Annotated in this window: 16 protein-coding genes and 1 pseudogene; 10 read left to right on the forward strand and 7 right to left on the reverse strand. The window is 63.6% G+C overall.

Annotation, left to right across the window (positions count from 1 at the left end; translation table 11 throughout):
- The first annotated feature begins 118 nt into the window (after positions 1 to 118).
- The 6 genes from ASE71_RS18385 to ASE71_RS18410 all read left to right on the forward strand — a co-directional run bounded on the left by ASE71_RS18385 (position 119) and on the right by ASE71_RS18410 (position 5,577).
- On the forward strand, positions 119 to 1,075 hold the full coding sequence (locus ASE71_RS18385) for a choline ABC transporter substrate-binding protein (protein ID WP_034788927.1): 957 nt from the start codon (positions 119 to 121) through the stop codon (positions 1,073 to 1,075).
- Between the two features lie 82 nt (positions 1,076 to 1,157).
- On the forward strand, positions 1,158 to 2,003 hold the full coding sequence (gene choW / locus ASE71_RS18390) for a choline ABC transporter permease subunit (RefSeq protein WP_034788930.1): 846 nt from the start codon (positions 1,158 to 1,160) through the stop codon (positions 2,001 to 2,003).
- The gene (gene choV / locus ASE71_RS18395; protein WP_060518773.1) at positions 2,000 to 3,049 is read left to right on the forward strand and encodes a choline ABC transporter ATP-binding protein; all 1,050 of its coding nucleotides are present in this window, start codon (positions 2,000 to 2,002) and stop codon (positions 3,047 to 3,049) included. Before choW ends, choV begins: the two co-directional genes overlap by 4 nt.
- A gap of 92 nt (positions 3,050 to 3,141) precedes the next feature.
- Positions 3,142 to 3,885, forward strand: a complete 744-nt coding sequence (locus ASE71_RS18400) for a HugZ family protein (RefSeq protein ID WP_060518950.1) — start codon at positions 3,142 to 3,144, stop codon at positions 3,883 to 3,885.
- 119 nt (positions 3,886 to 4,004) lie between these two features.
- On the forward strand, positions 4,005 to 4,349 hold the full coding sequence (locus tag ASE71_RS18405) for an ArsR/SmtB family transcription factor (RefSeq protein WP_034788940.1): 345 nt from the start codon (positions 4,005 to 4,007) through the stop codon (positions 4,347 to 4,349).
- A gap of 190 nt (positions 4,350 to 4,539) precedes the next feature.
- Complete coding sequence (locus tag ASE71_RS18410; protein WP_060518781.1) at positions 4,540 to 5,577, forward strand: Gfo/Idh/MocA family protein; 1,038 nt, start codon at positions 4,540 to 4,542, stop codon at positions 5,575 to 5,577.
- Positions 5,578 to 5,621: 44 nt separating this feature from the next.
- On the opposite strand, the gene ASE71_RS18415 is transcribed toward ASE71_RS18410, so the two are convergent.
- Positions 5,622 to 6,758 (reverse strand): Gfo/Idh/MocA family protein, encoded by a 1,137-nt coding sequence (locus ASE71_RS18415; RefSeq protein WP_082566321.1) that lies wholly within the window; start codon positions 6,756 to 6,758, stop codon positions 5,622 to 5,624.
- A 12-nt stretch (positions 6,759 to 6,770) separates the two neighbouring features.
- The gene (locus ASE71_RS18420) at positions 6,771 to 9,023 is read right to left on the reverse strand and encodes a glycoside hydrolase family 9 protein (RefSeq protein WP_060518954.1); all 2,253 of its coding nucleotides are present in this window, start codon (positions 9,021 to 9,023) and stop codon (positions 6,771 to 6,773) included.
- A 264-nt stretch (positions 9,024 to 9,287) separates the two neighbouring features.
- Between ASE71_RS18420 and ASE71_RS18425 the strand changes: the two genes are divergently transcribed.
- Complete coding sequence (locus ASE71_RS18425) at positions 9,288 to 10,613, forward strand: aspartate aminotransferase family protein (RefSeq protein WP_034788948.1); 1,326 nt, start codon at positions 9,288 to 9,290, stop codon at positions 10,611 to 10,613.
- A gap of 128 nt (positions 10,614 to 10,741) precedes the next feature.
- Entirely contained in the window at positions 10,742 to 12,439 is a 1,698-nt protein-coding gene (ade, locus tag ASE71_RS18430) for an adenine deaminase (protein WP_060518783.1), read from the forward strand.
- A 13-nt stretch (positions 12,440 to 12,452) separates the two neighbouring features.
- Here the strand turns inward: ade and aac(6') are convergent, their stop codons facing one another.
- The gene (gene aac(6') / locus ASE71_RS18435) at positions 12,453 to 12,917 is read right to left on the reverse strand and encodes an aminoglycoside 6'-N-acetyltransferase (protein WP_060518785.1); all 465 of its coding nucleotides are present in this window, start codon (positions 12,915 to 12,917) and stop codon (positions 12,453 to 12,455) included.
- On the reverse strand, positions 12,917 to 14,548 hold the full coding sequence (locus ASE71_RS18440; protein ID WP_060518787.1) for an alpha-glucosidase family protein: 1,632 nt from the start codon (positions 14,546 to 14,548) through the stop codon (positions 12,917 to 12,919). The genes aac(6') and ASE71_RS18440 overlap by 1 nt, the downstream gene beginning before the upstream one ends.
- 174 nt (positions 14,549 to 14,722) lie before the next feature.
- On the opposite strand from ASE71_RS18440, the gene ASE71_RS18445 reads away from it, so the two are divergent.
- Positions 14,723 to 15,640: a sugar kinase gene (locus ASE71_RS18445; RefSeq protein WP_060518789.1), complete on the forward strand. Its 918-nt coding sequence runs from the start codon at positions 14,723 to 14,725 to the stop codon at positions 15,638 to 15,640.
- Positions 15,641 to 15,712: 72 nt separating this feature from the next.
- Here ASE71_RS18445 and der read toward each other — a convergent pair whose 3' ends face one another.
- From der to ASE71_RS18460, 3 genes are all read right to left on the reverse strand, one after another.
- Positions 15,713 to 17,143 carry a ribosome biogenesis GTPase Der gene (gene der / locus ASE71_RS18450; protein WP_060518791.1) on the reverse strand — a complete coding sequence of 477 codons (1,431 nt, stop codon included), beginning with the start codon at positions 17,141 to 17,143 and terminating at the stop codon, positions 15,713 to 15,715.
- Between the two features lie 328 nt (positions 17,144 to 17,471).
- The gene (locus ASE71_RS18455; protein WP_034788954.1) at positions 17,472 to 18,140 is read right to left on the reverse strand and encodes a tetratricopeptide repeat protein; all 669 of its coding nucleotides are present in this window, start codon (positions 18,138 to 18,140) and stop codon (positions 17,472 to 17,474) included.
- 275 nt (positions 18,141 to 18,415) lie between these two features.
- Positions 18,416 to 19,003 (reverse strand): NnrU family protein, encoded by a 588-nt coding sequence (locus ASE71_RS18460; protein ID WP_060518793.1) that lies wholly within the window; start codon positions 19,001 to 19,003, stop codon positions 18,416 to 18,418.
- 223 nt (positions 19,004 to 19,226) lie between these two features.
- Here ASE71_RS18460 and ASE71_RS36985 point away from each other — a divergent pair.
- Positions 19,227 to 19,343, forward strand: a pseudogene (locus tag ASE71_RS36985) (polysaccharide deacetylase); the annotation flags it as partial.

Genomic DNA, 19,343 nt, shown 5'->3' on the forward strand with positions numbered 1-19,343 from the left:
GCATCGTGCACCCCGCCAGCATATTGACGCAATACACTTCCTCCGACATCAAAGCGCTTGAATTCGCTATCCAATGGTGTTTGGCTAAAACAATAATCGAGGCAGGGGAACGACAACGATGAAAAAACGACTCTCTCTCAAACTGATACTGGCAGGCGCCGTTTCGGTCGTCGCCATCACCGCTCAGCAGGCTGCAGCTGCCGAGCCGGAAAGCTGTGGCACCGTCCGTTTCTCCGACGTCGGATGGACGGATATCACCGCGACCACTGCCACCGTTTCCACCGTTCTAAAGGGCCTCGGCTACCAGACCGACATCAAGGTTCTCTCGGTTCCGGTCACCTACACCTCGCTCAAGAACAAGGACATCGACGTCTTCCTCGGCAACTGGATGCCGACCCAGGAAAACGATGTTCGTCCCTTCCTCGACGACAAGTCGGTCGAATCCTTCGGGCCGAACCTGGTCGGTGCCAAGTACACGCTGGCGACCAACGCCAAGGGCGCCGAGCTCGGCATCAAGGACTTCAAGGATATCGCCACCAAGAAGACCGAACTCGACGGCAAGATCTACGGCATCGAGCCGGGTAATGACGGCAACCGCCTGATCATCGACATGGTCGACAAGGATACCTTCGGCCTCAAGGGCTTCGAAGTGGTCGAATCCTCCGAGCAGGGCATGCTGGCGCAGGTCGCCCGTGCCGAAAAGGACGGCGCGCCGGTTGTCTTCCTCGGCTGGGAACCGCATCCGATGAACGCCAACTTCAAGCTGACCTATCTTTCGGGTGGCGACGACATCTTCGGCGCCAATTTCGGCGGCGCGGAAGTCTTCACCAATGTGCGCGCCGGCTACACCACCGAGTGCCCCAACGTCGGCAAGCTTTTGACCAACCTCAAGTTCTCGCTCCAGATGGAAAACGAGATCATGGGCAAGATCCTGAACGACGGCCAGGAGCCGGACAAGGCGGCCGAGGAATGGCTGAAGGCCAACCCGACTGCCGTCGATCCGTGGCTCGCCGGCGTGACCGCCAAGGATGGCGGCGACGGCTTGGCCGCAGTCAAGGCCGCGCTCGGCCTCTGATCGGCATCAAGGCGGGGAATGACCCCGCCTTTTTTCACCGCGTCATGCGCTCCTTTTTGACCTGACGAGACGGATTACCTTCGTGGAATATCTGACCGATAACCGCATCCCCATCGGCGGCTGGGCCAAGGCATTCGTCGACTGGCTGACGACGAATTTCGATTTCTTCTTCGACCAGCTCGCCCGCTTCCTTCAGGCCGTCGCCGACTCGCTGCTCTGGGTGCTCTATGCCCCGCACCCGCTGATCGTCGTCGCCGTCATCACCGGGCTCGCCTGGTGGTTCCGCCGTTCGATCGGCATAACGCTGTTCACCGGCCTGGGCCTGCTCCTGATTATCAACCAGGGCTACTGGAAGGAAACGACGGAAACCCTGGCGCTTGTGCTCGCTGCCACCGCCGTGAGCATGGCCGTCGGCGTGCCGCTCGGCATCGCAGCCGCCCGTCGCCCATGGGTCTACGCCGTCATGCGGCCGATCCTCGACCTGATGCAGACGATCCCGACCTTCGTCTATCTGATCCCGGCGCTGATCCTCTTCGGCCTCGGCATGGTTCCGGGTCTGATCGCGACCGTGATCTTCGCCATTCCCGCACCGATCCGGCTGACGCGCCTCGGCATCATCTCGACGCCGCCGTCGCTGGTGGAAGCCGCACAGGCCTTCGGCGCGACGCCCGGCCAGGTATTGCGCAAGGTGGAGCTGCCCTTTGCCATGCCGCAGATCATGGCTGGCCTCACCCAGACCATCATGCTGTCGCTGTCGATGGTGGTTATCGCCGCGCTCGTCGGCGCCAGCGGCCTCGGCGTTCCGGTCGTGAGAGCCTTGAACACGGTCAACATCGCCAAGGGCTTCGAAGCCGGCCTTTGCATCGTCATCCTAGCGATCATTCTCGACCGCCTTTTCCGCTCGTCCGACGAAGGAGAAGGCGCATGACCAACGCCGTCGTTTTCAAGAATGTCGACATCATCTTCGGCAACAACCCTCAAGTCGCGCTGCAGATGGTCGACCAGGGCAAGACCCGCGACGAGATCGGCGCCGAAACCGGCCTCGTGCTCGGCGTCGCCGGCGCCTCGCTCGAAATCACCGAGGGCGAGATCCTCGTGCTGATGGGGCTTTCGGGCTCCGGCAAGTCGACGCTGCTTCGCGCGGTCAACGGCCTTGCCCCGGTCGTGCGGGGCGACGTCGAGGTGAAGACCGCAAATGGTGCGCTCAATCCCTATCGAACCAGTCCGAAGTCGCTGCGCGACTTCCGCATGCACACGGTCTCGATGGTGTTTCAGCAGTTCGCGCTGCTGCCCTGGCGCACCGTCGCCGACAATGTCGGCTTCGGGCTTGAGCTTGCCGGCATGCCGGACGCCGAACGCAAGGCGCGCGTCGGCGAACAGCTCGAACTCGTCAATCTCTCGAAATGGGCGGGTCGCAAGGTCAACGAGCTTTCGGGCGGCATGCAGCAGCGCGTCGGGCTTGCCCGCGCCTTTGCGACCGGTGCACCGATCCTGTTGATGGACGAGCCGTTCTCGGCCCTCGACCCCTTGATCCGCACCCGCCTGCAGGACGAGTTGCTGGAGTTCCAGCGGCGGCTGAAGAAGACCATCATCTTCGTCAGCCACGATCTCGACGAGGCCTTCCGCATCGGCAACCGCATCGCCATCATGGAGGGCGGGCGCATCATCCAGTGCGGCACGCCGCAAGATATCGTCAAGAACCCGGCCAACCAGTATGTCGCCGATTTCGTCCAGCACATGAACCCGATCACCATGCTGACGGCGAAAGACGTGATGCAGACCGGCGTCCAGCGCGGAGTGACTGTTGCCGGCGTGACCGCGACGGCCAAGCCCACGACACCGCTCGTCGACATCCTCGACGCAATGTCCCGCCAGCCGGGCAGCATCGGGGTCGTCGACAACGGTTCCGTGGTCGGCACCATCGACGCCCAGGATATCGTCCAGGGACTGACGCGCCACCGCAACAAAAGTTGACGAAGCCGCTCAACAAGCCAATAAAAGCCCGGAGCGTCGTTCCGGGCTTTTTTCGTCCCGGCAACGACCGCATGGCAGGAAAGGGAAAGACCATGAGCGACAAGCCGAACGTTCTGCGCGACACCGATAACGAAGCCCGCACGCTGGCCCGCACGCTTCTGCGGGGCGCGCGCAGCGCATCGCTTGCGGCGATTGAGCCGGAGAGCGGCGGCTTCCCCTTCGTCAGCCGCGTGCTCGTCGGCATGGATGTCGACGGGGTGCCTGTCATCCTGATCTCGAAACTGTCGACACACACGCAGGCGCTGCTGGCCGACGCCAGGGCCTCGCTCCTGACCGGCGAGCCTGGCAAGGGCGACCCCCTCGCCCATCCTCGCCTGACCGTGCAATGCACCGCCGAACAGGTTGCGCGCGACAGCGAAGCACATATCCGCATCCGCGAGCGATTCGTCCGCCGCCACCCCAAGTCGAAACTTTACGTCGATTTTCCCGATTTCGGCTTCTTCCGGCTGTCGCCGCTGCGTGCCAGTCTCAACGGCGGCTTCGGCCGCGCCTATGTCTTGACCGCCGAAGACCTTCTGATCGACACGCCTGCCATCGCCTCGCTCGCCGCGATGGAGGCGAACGCGATCGATCACATGAATACGGATCATTCTGACGCAGTTCAGCGCTATGCGGTGAAGCTCTGCAAGGCACCGGAAGGCAACTGGAAAGTCGTGGGTATCGACGCCGCGGGGCTCGATCTTGCAGATGGCGATCAGCTAAAACGCCTTGAGTTCCCGACACCTATCGAAGATAGTTCCAATTTACGGGCAATTTTGCGTGAACTTAACGGTTAATCGCTGGAGAGCTACCCCCATTTCTTGCAGTAGGTGGTTGCCCTTTTATGCATCACGACTAATTATCTTGCTTCGTCAACCATAACTACGTGTGATGTAATTTTCGCATGGAGCACGCAATGCAGCCACTTTCGCCTGAAAAACACGATGAAGCCGAGGTAGCAGCCGGTTTCCTCTCGGCCATGGCAAATCCTAAGCGCCTCCTCATCCTCGATTCCCTCGTGAAGGAAGAGATGGCAGTCGGCGCATTGGCCAACAAGGTTGGGCTGAGCCAGTCGGCTCTCTCCCAGCATCTTTCTAAGCTCCGTGCTCAGAATCTCGTCAGCACCCGTCGCGATGCGCAGACGATTTACTATTCGAGCTCATCCGACGCGGTCATGCGGATTCTAGGCACGCTCAATCAAATCTACGGTGACGACCAGAGCGCCACTGCAGAAAAGACTCCGGTCCGTAAATCGGCCTGATATTCGGTCCGCACCTGCGGACCCGTTCGAACAGCCCCACACGAGAAATCGCGCGGGGCTTATTCTTTGGCGGATAGTCTTCCCAGTTTGCACGCGAAAGGTGCCGGCGCTTGCTGGCATTTACCGAGCCTTGAGACTTCCGGGGCACGATGCACCGCGACAGAATCAGCCGGAAAGCGGACATCGGGATATGCGTGACAAGGTCCGCTGGGGCATCGCCGGAACCGGCACGATCGCAAACAGTCTTGCCTCGGACTTCCGCTTCGCAACCCATGCGAGCCTCGTCGCCGTCTCGTCCCGCAGCGCGCAGAAGGCCGAGAGCTTCGCTGGGCGTTTCGGCGGCATCCGCGGCTATCAGGGCATCGAGGCACTGGCGGCCTCTCCCGATATCGACGCGATCTACGTCGCCTCACCCAATGCTGAGCACTTTCAACAGGCCACCCTCGCCTTGGCCGCCGGCAAAGCCGTGCTCGTCGAAAAGCCGCTGACGACGTCGTCGGCCGACGCGCGCACGCTTGCAAACGCCGCTGCCGCCGGCAGCACTTTCGCCATGGAAGCGTTGTGGACCTGTTTCCTTCCGGCGATTTCCAGGGTTCGCGAACTGCTCGCGGCCGGAACGCTCGGCGCGATCCGCCATGTCCGGGCGGACCTCGCCTACGAGAAACCGTTCGACGCCGGCAGCCGGTTCTTCGATCCGGCGCTCGGCGGCGGGTCGATGCTCGACCTCGGCATTTATCCGATCGCCCTTTGCCTCAATCTGTTCGGGCACCCCGGGTCCGTCGATGGCACATGGAAGCGCGCGCCGACCGGCGTCGACAGTTCAGCCAAGATCAAGCTGGCCTATGACGGCTTTGACGCTGAACTCGGCTGCGGCTTCGATCGAAACGGGCACAATCGCTTCGTTATCGAGGGCGAGCGCGGCACGCTGGTTATCGACACACCGTTTCTGAAGGCAAGCCGCCTCTTCGTTTCCACCGGCGGCGCGGCGCGCAAGCTACTGGCTTTCAACGGAAAAACGGCCTACCGGCTGGCCCGGCATATCCCGCTGCCCGGCCTTACCCGCCACGATCATCACTTCCCCGGGAGCGGCCTGCAATTCGAGATCGAGGCAGCAAGCGCGGCGATTCTCGAGGGCCGCAGCGAACATCCGTTGATGCCGCTATCGGCCAGCATAAAGGCCCTGGAAATCATCGAGACGGTCCGCTCAAGGACACCTGAGGCAGGCTAGTTCTACCTCGAAACGGAACGCAAAACGTGGCCGACGCTGCGCCTCTAGAGGTCGAGCGGACGGTAGTCCCGCCAGCCGCCGTTGAGTGCCAACACCACCTCCGTCAGATGTCGCGCGGTCGCGCCGGAGAAGAACGGTGTTTCACCGCCTTTGAGCGCCTGCGCCTGCACGGCAATGCCGCGCACGAAATCGATCTGCGACGGAAAGGCCGGAAGCGCACTTGCCGATGGCGCCGTCGGATAGCGCATCTTGGTTCCGGGATAGAGCCGAAGCGGAAGCTTGCGGCCGAGTTTCCACTCCAGCCAGTCGAGCCCGCGATGCAGGAGCGGCCGCTTCGCCCCGAAGATCTCCAGATGGATCGGCGAGCGATTGTCCCAGAGATCGCGAACGGCGATCATGCCCTTTTCGCCGATGATCGTCAGCGAGCGGTCGCGCGGCGCCGCCAGGCCGCAGGTGACCCGCGCCGTCAGGCCGGAGCGGAACGTCAGGCAACCCACGGAAAAATCGGGCCCGAGCGCCAGCGTCTCGGTTCCCGGCCCCTTGTCCGGAAAGGTCAGCGCCGAGACGGCACTGACTTCGGCGACCGGGCCGAAGAGCGAGACAAGCCAGCTTGCTGCATAACCCGCATGTTCGAGCGTGCAGCCGACCTCGAATTCATGCACGCCCGGCCAGCGGGCGCCCGAGCGGCTGCGCCAGGCGCGCCAGTTGGCCTTGAACACCGGGCCATCTTCCATCTCGGCATAGACAAGCCGCGGCGTGCCAATGGCACCGTCCGCAAGCAGACGGGCGCAGAGCGCCTGCGCGTCGCTGAGCCCATTGGCCGGTGCACCGGCCAGAACAAGCCCCTTGGCCCTTGCCAGGTCGACGAGTTCGCTCGCCTGCTCCACCGTCATCGCCAGGGGCTTTTCGCAATAGACGTGCTTTCCGGCCGAAAGCGCCCGGAAATTTACGGTATAGTGGCTCTCCGGCGTCGTCAGATTGACGACGATCGACACCGCGGGATCGGCAAGCACGGCGTCGAGCGAGGCGTAGGGCGAAACCTTCCAGTAGCGTGCGAACGCGTCGAGGCGCTCGGCATCGCGGTCCCAGACGCCGGTGAGCCGCAGCTCCGGATGGTTGGCAAGCGTCGTCATGTAATAGTCGGCGACGAAGCCGGTTCCGACAAAGGCAATCCCGGTCACGCTTTCAGTCTCCTATCGCGCGTCGGCCAGGAACGACGCGACGTAAACGAGCGGCGCATTCCAGTTGATGGCGATTTCGTTGGACCCATAGGCTTCGATATCGTCGACATAGCAGGTTTGCGGCGCGCAACCGCGCAGCCGCTCCCTGGCGATGTCGTCGACAAAGGTCGAGTTCGGACCGCCGGCAAGCGAACCGACGGGCGGATTTGGCAGCTGCGGATCGCGCTGACGGGCATACCAGCGGCTGTGCTGGTTCTGCGGCGAGCGGCTGCCATAGCCGGTTATGTAGGAAAGCCCCATCGCATTGCGCCCGAGGATGTAGTCCATGCCCTCGCGCGCGCCGTCAAGAAAGACCCTGTCGCCGGAGAGATCGTAGGCGGCCGACAGCACGACGATGTTCTGCAGCATCAACTGGTTCGATCCCCAGTCGTAGCGGCGCTCGTTCGGCCGGTAGACGATACCGAATGGCTCCGCCTGTTGCAGCGACAGCAGGTGCTGAGCGCTCGTGAGCACCGAATTGCGGATCGTTTCCTGATCGACCGCCGGCAACGCCCTGCCATAAAGGGCGAGTTGCAGCCGCGCGAAGCCGGCAACGTCGCGCCAGTTGAAAGCGCCGCCGGGCGAAAACATATCCGCTTCCCAGAGCGGCGAGGCCCGCAGGGTCTTGAGATATTCGCCGTTGCCGGTCGTCAGATAAAGCTCGGTCGCCGCCCAGAAAAGCTCGTCGGAAATGCTGTCGTCGTCGTAGTCGCCGCCGCCGCCGAACCCATCGGACTTGGGGGCAAGGAGCGCCGGATTGGCATTCGCCGCCACCCACGCCTTGCGCGCCGCCGAAAGCAGCCGCGCGGAAAATGTCGGGTTATGCTCGGCAAAGAGCCTCGCGCCCTGGGCAGCCACCGCCGCAACATCGAGCGTCGCCGCGGTCGAGGGGCGGTAAAGCGCGCGCGGCTGCGGGTCGTCGCCCGGCAGCATCGGTGCGGCGGTCCAGGCCGTATCGTGGATCTTGTGGTGCACCATGCCGGCGAGCGGCTCGCCGTCCGGGACCATCATCCGCAGCAGGAACTCCAGCTCCCAGCGCGCCTCGTCGAGAATATCCGGAAGGCCATTGCCGTTTTCCGGAATACGCGACAGCCCATCGCGCGTCACCGCCGATTTGGGCGCAAACGTCAGGCCGCGTTCGTAGGCGGCAAGCAGTTGCGCAGCAGCCAGCGCTCCGGTCACCGCATATTTGCCGTGGTCGCCCGCGTCATACCAGCCGCCGGTGACGTCCAGTTGGTAGGAACAGGACCAGCCGCCGTAGTGCGCCTCGGCCTGCGCGCCGCCAAGGCACGGAACCGCCTTGTCGCCCTGGTTCGGCGCGACGCCGACATGGCCGGCCGATCGGGCATAGGCCTTGCCGGCGATCGCCCCCCTGATCTCGATCCCGCTTCTTTGCGGGTAGAACCAGGATAGCGCATCGACCCGCAACCGCGTGTAGAGATCCTCGCCGATCGAAAAGCGGTCGCTTGCCCAGTCGCCGGACACCAGTCGATAGCCGTCGCCCGGCGTCTTGAACGCTGAGAAGTCCGCAACCTGCGTCTCGACCCCGGCCGTCGGATCGAAACCGTGGGGCTGCGTCTTGCCCTTGCCGACGATCCTGTCCGCAGAATCCAACAGTTGAAAATCGATGGGTTGTTTCGCATCGGCGACGAAGGTCGCCCGCTTCGGGCCATCCGTCAGGTAGCCGAGCTGGTTGACGCGAATGGCCGGCCCTTCGGCCGCCCGCCGCGCCGCCGGCGAGGAAGCCCCGGTCGCCACCAGCGAGACGTCGTCGAGGCAGACACGGCCGCCCTCGCCGCCGCCAAGCGGAAAAACGAGCTGCGCTTCGTCCGGCTCCTGCCCCGCGAACTCCGCCGAAAAAAGGCTGCCCTCCGGCGTGCCTTCCATCGTGAATTCGTCCACCATGGTCCAGGGATCGGCGGCGCGCTGCACCCTTGCCTGGACGCTGCGCGCCGGCTCGGCGATCACCCTCATCGACAAACGGTAGATGCGACCGGGCTCGAGCTTCAAGCCATTGGTGCCGATGAGTTGGCTCCAGGCTTCACCGCCCCGTGCAGCCTCGACGCAAAGCCGGCCGTTCTCGCGCGCGAACGCCAGCCCGTCGCTCGCCCAGAACGTGTCCTGTCTTTTGTCAAAGTGGCCGTCAGCAATCAGTTCGGCGCCCCTTGCCAGGCCCGGCAGGAAGAGCGCGGCAATCGCCGCGTGTGCTATCCCGAACCTCGACACGTTTCCAACTCCGAACTCGCCGGCCACCCAAAAGGCGCCACGGAGCCGACAAGCCATGGCAGCAGAGCGTTGCCGCAAACAAGTTAAGCTTGAGAAAAGATCCGGCGGCGCGGCGAAATTTCGCTGTCGCCAAGACCCGTCGCGACCTGTCTGGCGGACCGGTGCGAGGCTTGACGCGCCTCGGCGCCCTGATAGTTTGACCAAAGGGTAAAAATTTGGGCGGCAGCACCGCCCGGACGACAAGAGAGACCGAGGAGAACTGGAATGTCGAACCGCCTTAACACGCCGAACGACCTGCGTGCTTTCTGGATGCCGTTCACTGCGAACCGGCAGTTCAAGAAGGAACCGCGCCTCTTCGTCGGCGCCAAGGACATGCACTACACGACCCATGACGGCCGCACGGTACTGGACGGCACGGCGGGTCTGTGGTGCGTCAACGCCGGCCATTGTCGCCCGAAGATCACCGAGGCGATCCGTGAGCAGGCGGGCGAGCTCGACTATGCGCCGGCCTTCCAGCTCGGCCACCCCAAGGCCTTCGAACTGGCAAACCGCCTGGTCGACATCGCGCCCGAGGGCATGAACCACGTTCTCTACACCAACTCTGGCTCGGAATCGGTAGACACCGCGCTGAAGGTGGCACTCGCCTATCACCGCGCCAAGGGCGACGGCTCGCGCTTCCGCCTGATTGGTCGCGAGCGCGGCTATCACGGCGTCAACTTCGGCGGCATTTCGGTCGGCGGCATCGTCTCCAACCGCAAGATGTTCGGCACGCTTCTGACCGGCGTCGACCATATGCCGCACACCCACTTGCCGGCCCAGAATGGCTTCACCCGCGGCGAGCCCGAGCATGGCGGCGATATCGCGACCGAACTCGAGCGTATCGTTACGCTGCATGACGCCTCGACCATCGCAGCCGTCATCGTCGAACCGGTGGCCGGCTCCACCGGCGTGCTGATCCCGCCGAAGGGCTACCTGCAGAAACTGCGCGAGATCTGCACCAAGCACGGCATCCTGCTGATTTTCGATGAAGTGATCACCGGATTCGGCCGCCTCGGCACGCCGTTTGCCGCGCAGTATTTCGACGTGAAGCCGGATATCATCACGACCGCAAAGGGTCTCACGAACGGCGTCATCCCGATGGGTGCGGTCTTCGTCACCTCCGAGATCCATGATGCCTTCATGAATGGCCCGGAGCACATGATCGAGTTCTTCCACGGCTACACCTATTCGGGCAACCCGATCGCCTCGGCCGCCGCCCTCGGCACGCTCGATACCTACAAGGAAGAGGGCCTCTTGACCCGCGCCGCCGAGTTGGCGCCCTATTGGGAAGAGGGCCTGCACTCGCTGAAGGACTGCCCGCATGTCATCGACATCCGCAATCTCGGCCTGATCGGCGCGATCGAGCTGCAGCCGATCGCCGGCGAGCCGACAAAGCGCGCTTTCTCCGCCTTCCTCAAGGCCTATGAGAGCGGCCTCTTGATCCGCACCACCGGCGACATCATTGCGCTGTCACCGCCGCTGATCATCAGCAAGGCAGAAATCGACGAGCTGTTCGGCAAGCTGCGCGCCGTTCTCAACAGCAATATCTAAGCAGGCCTCGTCGAGACTGTCAGAACCCTTTCCCCGGCAACGGGGGAAGGGTTACTCTTATCCGCAACAATGAAGCCAAGCGTCGTCCCGCCGAGACATCCGGGGCGCGTATAAGAAGGAGTTGCCTCATGTCCGAAGCGCTGGAACGCTATATCGATCAGGGCGTCGGACGCGAGCCGGCTGACATCGTCTTGAAGGGCGGGCAGTTCTTCGATCTCGTCACCGGCGAACTGGTCGCCTCCGACATCGCGATCTCCGGCGACCGCATCGTCGGCACCTTCGGCAGCTACGAGGGGCGCGAGGAAATCGACATCACGGGCCGCATCGTCGTGCCCGGTTTCATCGACACCCATCTGCACATCGAATCCTCGCTGGTCACGCCGCACGAATTCGACCGCTGCGTCCTGCCGCTCGGCATCACCACCGTCGTCTGCGACCCGCACGAGATCGCCAACGTGCTCGGCACCGAGGGCATCGAGTATTTCCTGGATTCGGCGCTCGAAACGATCATGGACATCCGCGTCCAGCTCTCCTCCTGTGTGCCGGCGACGCATCTAGAAACGTCGGGCGCCGACCTGCCGATCGAACGTCTCCTGCCCTTCCGCCACCATCCGAAAGTCATTGGCCTTGCCGAGTTCATGAACTTTCCGGGTGTTGTGCACAAGGACCCGGTCTGCCTCGCCAAGCTCGATGCCTTCCAGGGCGCCCATATCGACGGCCACGCACCGCTGCTTTCAGGCAAGGACCTGAACGGCTATCTCGCAGCCGGTATCCGCACCGATCATGAATGCACCAGCGCTGAAGAAGCCATGGAGAAGATCCGCAAGGGCATGCACATCCTCGTGCGAGAGGGCTCGGTCTCCAAGGACCTGCATGCGCTGATGCCCATCATCACCGAGCGGCTGTCGCCGCACCTGGCGCTCTGCACCGACGACCGCAACCCGCTCGACATCGCCGAACAGGGTCACCTCGACCACATGATCCGCACGGCGATATCCGCCGGCGTCGAGCCGCTGGCGATCTACCGCGCCGCCTCGATCTCGGCCGCCCGCGCCTTCGGTCTGCGCGACCGCGGCCTGGTCGCGCCCGGCTGGCGCGCCGATCTCGTGGTCATCGACAGCCTGGAAAACTGCAAGGCCGAAACGGTGTTCTCCGGTGGTCGCCGCGTCACCGACGCGCTCTTTGCCACCCGCAATCCGGTCGCGCCCGTCGGGCTCGACAGCGTCAAGGCCGGCCAAGTCCATGCCAGCGCCTTCGGCATTCCGGTCGCAGACGGCGACACCTCGGTCATCGGCGTTCTGCCCGGCAAGATCATCACCGAGCACCGCCGCTACCGCCTGCCGGCGGTCGGCAACCAGACCGGCGTCGATCTCGGCCGCGACATCATCAAGGTCGCCGTCATCGAACGCCACGGCGTCAACGGCAACCATGCCAATGGCTTCGTGCAGGGGTTCGGGCTGAAGAAGGGCGCGATCGCCTCGACCGTCGGCCATGACAGCCACAACATCTGCGTCGTCGGCGTCAACGACGAGGACATGGCGATCGCCGCCAACCGGCTCGGCGAGATCAAGGGCGGTTTCGTCGTCGTCGAGGACGGCAAGGTGACCGGCGAGATCGCGCTTCCGGTCGCAGGCCTGATGAGCCTCGAGCCCTATGAGAGCGTCCGTGACACGCTGCACGACCTGCGCCACGCCGCCTTCGCGCTCGGCGCAACGCTGGAGGAGCCGTTCCTGCAGCTCGCCTTCCTGCCGCTGCCGGTCATCCCGCATCTGAAGATCTCGGATCGCGGGCTGGTCGATGTCGACAAGTTCATGCTGATCGGGTGATTGGCGGCGGCACTCAGTTGTCGGCCACGGCGGGCGCCAGTTCCTTGCGGAAATAGACGACGCGCTCCGTCTCCTCGAAGCCAAGCGCCATGTGCAGGCTTTGGCTCCTCAGATTGTCGGTCGCCGAGTCGGAGGCGAGTTCCTGGCAGCCCCGGCTTGTCGCCCAGCGTTCGACCGCGGTGATCAGGGCGCGCGCCACGCCGCGACGGCGGTAGGCGGGCAAGACGTAAATGCCTTCGAGGAAGCCGACGGGCGAGGTCTCGCAGCCGTTAACGTAATCGTGGCGGATCGACGCTTCAGCGAAACCGGCAGCGACGCCGGCTTCGTCCTCGCAAAGGAACGAAGCGTAGCGGTCGCCCTCCGCGAGACTGGATTCGACTTCGGCGCGATGATCCGCCGCCGGTGTATCCGGCCAGAGCGCCAGACGCATCTCGACCCAGCGGCCGATGGTTTCGCCATCCATCAACAATACGCGCATCAGAACTTCCCTGAGAAGGCCGACAGTCCGGCAACCCTGATGCTACCGGCTTCAAGCCGTGCCGGATATCCGGGCAATTCCAGGGGCTCAACCGCCGACGGCGCCAGAAACTCCAGCGGTTCCCGGGTGAGATTGAAGACGAAGAGCAGCCGCTCGCCGTCTTTCTCGCGAACAAAGGCCAGGAGATCGCTGTTCGTGTCGAGGAACCGCATCGTGCCATCGCTGAGCGCAGGCTGCGATCGGCGGAAGGCGAGCGTCGCGCGATAGTGATCGAGCACCGTGTCCCCGGTCTGCTGGGCGTCGACCGAAAGCCGCCGATGGTCCTCGGGCACCGGCAGCCACGGCTTGCCGGCGGTAAAGCCGGCATTGGCCGCCGCGTGCTCCCAAACCATCGGTGTGCGGCATCCGTCGCGGCCCTTATAGGAGGGCCAGAAACGGATGCCATATGGATCGCGCAGATCCTCGAAAGCAAGCTCCGCCTCCGGCAACCCCAATTCCTCGCCGTGATAAAGGCAGATCGAGCCGCGCAGGCTGGAAAGCAGTGTGATCGCCAGCCGCGCCACCCTCTCCCGCTCCGCTTCATTGCGGGCAAAGCGGCTGACATGGCGCGTCACGTCGTGGTTGGAAAAGGCCCAGCAGACCCAGCCATCGGTCACCGCCTCCTGGAAGTTCCCGACACAGCGGCGGATATGGGTCGCGGTAAAGTCCGGCCCCAGGAGGTCAAAGGTATAGCACATGTTGAGCTTGTCGCCGCCGCTGGTATAGGCGGCCACGGTCTTCAGCGAGCGGGCGCCGTCGCCCACCTCGCCGACGGTCATGCGGCCTTCGTAGCGATCGAGCAACGCCCGGAACCGCGCGAGGAAGGCGATGTTTTCCGGCTGGCTCTTGTCGTGGAGATGGTCCTGCATGCCGTAGGGGTTCACGTCGGGCGCATCGTTGCTGGTGGCATCCGGATCCGGCACGAGCGGTGGGTTGTCCCGCAGGTGCTTGTCGTGGAAGTAGAAGTTGACCGTGTCGAGACGGAAGCCGTCGACCCCGCGGTCGAGCCAGAAGCGGGCAGCATCGAGCACCGCGTCCTGAACTTCGGGATTGTGAAAGTTGAGGTCCGGCTGCGAGCCTAAGAAATTGTGCATGTAATATTGCTTGCGCACCCCGTCCCATTCCCAGGCCGGTCCGCCGAAGATCGACAGCCAGTTGTTGGGCGCCGTGCCGTCCGGCTTAGGATCGGCCCAGACATACCAGTCCGCCTTCCCGTTCGTTCGGCTGGAGCGGCTCTCGACAAACCAGGGATGGCGATCGGCGGTGTGGGAGATCACCTGGTCGATGATCACTTTCAGGCCAAGACGATGGGCCTCGCCAAGCATCTCGTCGAAATCGGCGAGTGTTCCGAACATCGGATCGACGTCGCAGTAATCCGAGACGTCGTAGCCCATGTCGGCCTGCGGCGAGGTGAAGAACGGCGACAGCCAGATCGCATCGACGCCGAGCGAGGCGATGTGCGGCAGCCTGCGGGTGACACCCTTGAGATCGCCGATGCCGTCGTCGTCGGTATCCTGGAACGAGCGCGGATAGACCTGATAGATCACCGCACCGCGCCACCAATCGTCACCCGATACCTGCCGAGACGCCATGTAAGCCCCCTGAAGACGGTCTGTCGCGCAAAGGTGTAGCGTTGCCCGGCGCCGGAGTAAACGCCATTCACCGCCACGCACGGATCGCCACCAAACAGCCGGAAACTATCTCTTGCCGAGAACGATGGAGACCCTTATCCCGTCTCAGGCGAAATCTTGTGAGGAGGAAAGTCGTTGGCCGGAAAGATGCTTGCGATCGGAGAGTGCATGGTCGAGCTCATGCAGGCGGAAGGCGGGCTCTTGCGCAAAGGTTATGCCGGCGACACGTTCAACGCCGCCTATTATGCGCGGCTCTTCATGCCTGCTGATTGGACCGTCGCCTATTGCTCCGCCGTCGGCACCGACACGGTTTCCGACGAGATGCTGGCCTTCATGGCGGAAAAAGCGATCGACACCTCGGCCGTCCGCCGCATCGAGAACCGCTCGGCAGGCCTCTATATGATCCATCTGAAGGACGGCGAGCGCAGCTTCTCCTACTGGCGCTCGCACTCGGCTGCCAAGCTGCTTGCCGACGACGCCGAGCACCTCCGACGCGCGATCGAAAGCTCCGACCTCATCCTCTTCTCCGGCATCACGCTGGCGATCCTTGCGCCCGATGCCGTAGAAACGCTGCTGTCGGAGCTGCGCCGCGCCAAGGCTGCCGGCAAGACGGTGGTCTTCGACCCGAATATTCGCCCGCGTCTCTGGGACGATGCCGAGCGCATGCGCCGCACGCTGACCGACGGTGCCCGCGCCGCGACCCTGGTGATGCCGAGCTTCGACGACGAGATGACCCATTTCGGCGATGCATCGATCGACGCGACGATTGCCCGTTACAAGAGCCTGGGCGCCACCAACCTTGTCGTCAAGGATGGCGAGAAGGGTGTGACGCTCGCCTTCGGCGATGCCCCGGTTGAGCATGTGCCGGCGACCCCGGTCGAGCGCGTGGTCGATACGACCAGCGCCGGCGACAGCTTCAACGGCGCCTTCGTCTCCCGCTTGGTGGCAGGCGACAAGCCGGCTCAGGCCGCCGCCTTTGCGGCAAGCGTCGCTGCCGGCGTCATCGGCCATCACGGCGCGCTCGTGGCGCGGGAGAAGCTGCCTGCCGCGTGAGCGGCGGGGTCACTTTTCAGGAACTTTAGGAAGGATGCAGACGGAAAGCCTGTTTGGTTTTCCGCTCCCTCTTTAGCGGCGCTTCTTCGCCTTGGACTCGTACGGGTTGTCGCCCGAACGGAAGTGCATGCGGATCGGCACGCCCGGCAGATCGAAATCGTTACGCAGGCCGTTGATCAGGTAGCGCACGTAGGATTCCGGCAGCGCGTCCGGCCGCGTGCAGGAGATCATGAAGCCCGGCGGGCGCGCCTTCACCTGGGTCATGTACTTGAGCTTGAGCCGGCGACCGGAAACGGCCGGCGGCGGATGCTGAACCGTCTGCGATTCCAGCCAGCGGTTGAGCCGTGCGGTGGAGATGCGGCGGTTCCAGGTCTTGTCGGTCTCGATGATCGCCTGCATCAGCCGGTCGAGGCCGTAGCCGGTGTGACCGGAAATCGGCACGGCACGGATGCCGCGGGCCTGCGGCAGCAGCCGCTCGGTCTTTTCGCGAAGATCGGCAAGCACCGCCTGCCAATCCTCGACCAGGTCCCACTTGTTGAACGCGAGAACGGCCGCCCGGCCTTCGCGCAGCACGAGGTCGACGATCTGCAGATCCTGCTTCTCGAAGGGAATGGTTGCATCAAAGACGATGACCACCGTTTCGGCAAAGCGGATGGCGCGCAGCGCGTCTGCGACCGAGAGCTTCTCGAGCTTCTCCTGAACCTTGGCCTTGCGGCGCATGCCGGCAGTGTCGAACATCTTGATGGTGCGACCGCGCCAGTCCCATTCGACCGAGATGGAATCGCGGGTGATACCGGCTTCCGGACCGGTCAGCAGCCGGTCTTCGCCGAGGAAGCGGTTGATCAGGGTCGACTTGCCGGCGTTCGGCCGGCCGACGATCGCCACCCGCAGCGGCTTGGTCTCATCATAGGCGGTCTCCACCTCTTCGTCTTCACCGTCGTCCTTGAACGTGGGGCGCAGATCGATATCGGTTTCGGCCACGTCGTCTTCCGGCGGGTAGGCCCGTTCTTCGCCGATCGCAGCGACGATCGCGTCGCGCAGATCGAGCATGCCCTGGCCGTGTTCGGCCGAGATCGGGCACGGCTCGCCAAGGCCGAGCGTGAAGGCATCGTAGAAGCCACCGTCGGAACCGCGTGCTTCCGACTTGTTGGCGACCAGCACCACCGGCTTGCCGCGGCGGCGCAGCATTTCGGCAAGCGTCTCGTCGGCCGGCGTCAGTCCGCCCTTGGCGTCAACCAGGAACAGCGAAAGATCGGCTTCGTCGATCGCGGCCTCGGTCTGCGCCCACATTCGCCCCTGCAGCGTGTCGGGTCCCGATTGCTCGAGACCGGCCGTGTCGATGATGCGGAAGCGCAGATCGATCAACTTGGCGTCCCCCGGGCGACGGTCGCGGGTGACACCCGGCGTATCGTCGACGAGCGCCAGCTTCTTGCCGACCAGGCGGTTGAACAAGGTGGACTTGCCGACATTGGGACGCCCGACGATGGCGACGGTGAAGCTCATGGATCTATCCGTTTCCGCTTGGAGCGCTGCTGCCAACAAGGCGGCTGCGCTCATAAATTCGTTTTCTGCCGCATCGGGCAGCGACAGTTCCAGCAGGAACTGTTGCGATTGTACTCGGCAATCCCGAACGCAAAACCGCTTAAGCACTTTTGCTGGAACTGCTTGCCTTGTCTCTCACAGTTCCGGGCGCAAAACCGCTGAGCACTTTTGCTGGAACTGCTTTAAACGCTTTAGCGCACAATCCCAAGGTCGAGACCGACATTGGGATCATGCGCTGATTCGATAGGGTCTTTCACCCTGTGCCCTTCCGGTGGGATGGGCTGTCGTCTTAGGCCTTGCCGCTCGCGGCGATCACGTCGAGCAGCATCTGGGCGCGACCGGTGACGTTGCGCGGGCTCTGCGCATCGTCGACGATCTGCTGGAACCAGGTCTTCGCCTTGGCGTAGTCGCCGGACTTGTAGGCAGCGAGACCAAGGGCTTCACGCGCCGAGTGGCGCATGTTGTTCTGCGGCGTAGCAAGCTGCTCGACCTCGGCCGAAACCTGGTCGTAACCGCCGGTATCGACGAGCAGGTAGGCTGCACGCAGACGCGCTGCCTCCTGGATAGCTGCCGGGACGCTGCTGTCCTTGCCGATGGCGGAGAAGGCCTTGGCAGCCGCCTCTGTCTCGCCCTTCTGCGCCTGCAGCGTGGCAGCGCGCAGACGCGCCAGCACCGGATAGGCGCCGTAGCCGTCCTTCTCCAGCGTGTTCAAGGCGGCGAGCGCCTCGTCCGTCTTGTTTTCCTTGGCGAGGTTGAGCGCCTGCAGGAACGCATCCCCCGACTTCGAGGAGGCGCCATCCTGCCAGTAGTCGAAGCCGACCTTGCCGATGGTGCCGAGTACGATAAGCACGGCGATGGCCACGATGACGCCGCCGAAGCGGGCCCAGATGCTCTTCATCTGGTCGGAACGCAGTTCCTCATTGACCTCGCGGATAAAGCTGTCGTCTTGGTTCGCCATCTATTGCCCCGGCCTTGCCTGCACACTGGCCCGTCGCGCCAACGGTCACATGACCATCGGCGAAACGGACACTCTCAAACTGTTCGAGCATGCACGAGGGGTCCTTGCCGCACCCGCCGCACTCTCATGGATTTTGCGCCTTCTACCCGATTTTGCGGCGCTTGTAAGGGGGCCGACGCGATTTAGAGCGCCTATGGCCGACACGAGGCCGACTCCGTCGCTCTAAATTTTCTGTTACTGCAATTCCGGACGCAAAACCGCGGTGCACTTTTGCATCAGCCCATGACGACCGGTGCAACGCCGATCAACCATTCGTGCAGCTTCCAGACGAAGAGCACGTAGGCGACGAGGCCGATGATGATGGCGAGCACATCGTTGGAGGCCGATTTGAACACCGGTAGTACGCGTTCGCCTGCCCGCTCGCGGCGTTTCAGCGAGATACGCAGGATCACCGCCCAGGCGAGAAACGAGCCGAACAGCAGGACGGAGGACGTCTCGCCGTTGGCGAGCAGATGCGCCAGCGCCCAGACCTTGATCGAAAGCACCTGCGGATGCTTGACCGCAACCGCGATGCGCCCGGCCGGGAGGAAGCCGGCGGCAAGGAAGATGAAGGCAAAAAGCATCAGAAGCAGCGCGATATGGCGCATGAATACGGGCGGATCGTAGAGCATGCCCGTTTCGCTGCGGGCCTGGCCGAAGCCATAGATGATCAGACAGAGGCCGATGAGGCTGAGGATTGCATAGATCCCCATCCAGGTGCCCTTGCCGCGGCGCTCGATGACGCCGGCGCGGAAACCGGGCGCGACGACGCGGATGAGATGCAGGCCGAGAAAAAGAATGATGCCGAGAACGAGTATCGCCATGGGGCCACCGCTTTGTTCGAGTATCGGGCAAACTCAGCGCCGCGCGTCGGAAAAGACGGGAGCTGGCCGCTGATGCGTGTTGATTTCCAGTGTATTCGGTTCCCGGACCGATTCCGCCCAGGTTGCTATGGAGTAGCCTTGATAGCGCGTTTTTTCCAGACCGATCAAAGGATTGCCGCATTTTCGAACCATTTGCGACAAAACCAAAACAATGCAGTTGATCATGATCCGTATTCCGCTTGCCCTCTCGCTCGCCCTTCTTCCCGCTCTTGCCAGGGCCGAGCCGGCTTCGCCGGCCACCGCGCCCGCCGGTGACAGGCAGTTGGTGATCGTCTCGTTC

It is taken from the genome of Ensifer sp. Root954, assembly GCF_001429005.1.
Classification (GTDB): domain Bacteria; phylum Pseudomonadota; class Alphaproteobacteria; order Rhizobiales; family Rhizobiaceae; genus Ensifer; species Ensifer adhaerens.

Coding starts and splice junctions, on each gene's coding strand:
- ASE71_RS18385 (WP_034788927.1), top strand. CDS start 119: ATGAAAAAACGACTCTCTCTCAAACTGATACTGGCAGGCGCCGTTTCG.
- choV (WP_060518773.1), top strand. CDS start 2,000: ATGACCAACGCCGTCGTTTTCAAGAATGTCGACATCATCTTCGGCAAC.
- ASE71_RS18400 (WP_060518950.1), top strand. CDS start 3,142: ATGAGCGACAAGCCGAACGTTCTGCGCGACACCGATAACGAAGCCCGC.
- ASE71_RS18405 (WP_034788940.1), top strand. CDS start 4,005: ATGCAGCCACTTTCGCCTGAAAAACACGATGAAGCCGAGGTAGCAGCC.
- ASE71_RS18410 (WP_060518781.1), top strand. CDS start 4,540: ATGCGTGACAAGGTCCGCTGGGGCATCGCCGGAACCGGCACGATCGCA.
- ASE71_RS18425 (WP_034788948.1), top strand. CDS start 9,288: ATGTCGAACCGCCTTAACACGCCGAACGACCTGCGTGCTTTCTGGATG.
- ade (WP_060518783.1), top strand. CDS start 10,742: ATGTCCGAAGCGCTGGAACGCTATATCGATCAGGGCGTCGGACGCGAG.
- ASE71_RS18440 (WP_060518787.1), bottom strand. CDS start 14,548: ATGGCGTCTCGGCAGGTATCGGGTGACGATTGGTGGCGCGGTGCGGTG.
- der (WP_060518791.1), bottom strand. CDS start 17,143: ATGAGCTTCACCGTCGCCATCGTCGGGCGTCCCAATGTCGGCAAGTCC.
- ASE71_RS18455 (WP_034788954.1), bottom strand. CDS start 18,140: ATGGCGAACCAAGACGACAGCTTTATCCGCGAGGTCAATGAGGAACTG.
- ASE71_RS18460 (WP_060518793.1), bottom strand. CDS start 19,003: ATGGCGATACTCGTTCTCGGCATCATTCTTTTTCTCGGCCTGCATCTC.